The sequence below is a fragment of the Comamonas sp. wu1-DMT genome (genome assembly GCF_040187805.1).
Classification (GTDB): domain Bacteria; phylum Pseudomonadota; class Gammaproteobacteria; order Burkholderiales; family Burkholderiaceae_C; genus Comamonas; species Comamonas thiooxydans.
Genome location: NZ_JBANEM010000068.1, coordinates 1 through 502 on the forward strand (window position 1 = coordinate 1; position 502 = coordinate 502).

At 57.8% G+C, this 502-nt stretch carries 2 pseudogenes; both read left to right on the forward strand.

Annotated elements, in window-relative coordinates:
* Nucleotides 1-198, forward strand: a pseudogene (locus tag V8Z78_RS27285) (arsenical resistance protein ArsH); the annotation flags it as partial.
* A 9-nt stretch (nt 199-207) separates the two neighbouring features.
* Nucleotides 208-502 (forward strand): annotated as a pseudogene (locus V8Z78_RS27290) (MFS transporter); the annotation flags it as partial.

A 502-nucleotide genomic window follows, 5' to 3' on the forward strand; every position in this document is an offset into this window, starting at 1 on the left:
AAGGCATTTGCCGAGTTCGACGAGGCTGGCCGAATGAAGCCCTCTTCGTATTACGAACGGGTGGTGGACGTGATGGAAGAGTTGGTCAAGTTCACGCTGCTGACGCGAGACTGTTCGGACTACCTGGTGGATCGCTACAGCGAGCGCCGTGAAAGTGCCGAAGAACTGTCCAAACGGGTCAACCAACGCAGCATTTAAACGATGCAGATGGCACTGAACCGCACGCAAGTCACAGTCATGCTCGGGATTGCCCAGACCCTGTCCTGGGCCTCGTCGTACTACTTGCTCGCGGTGCTGGCCAGGCCAATCAGTCAGTTGACAAGCACCTCGTACTCTCTGGTGTTCGGCGCTTTCTCTGCAGCCTTGCTGGTGGCTGCAGCGGTAGGCCCCATCGCGGGCCGACTGATTGATCGCTTTGGCGGAAGGTCGGTGCTTCTCGCCAGCAATCTGGTTTTTGCCTGTGGCTTGCTGATGTTGAGCCAGGCCACGCAGACACTGCATA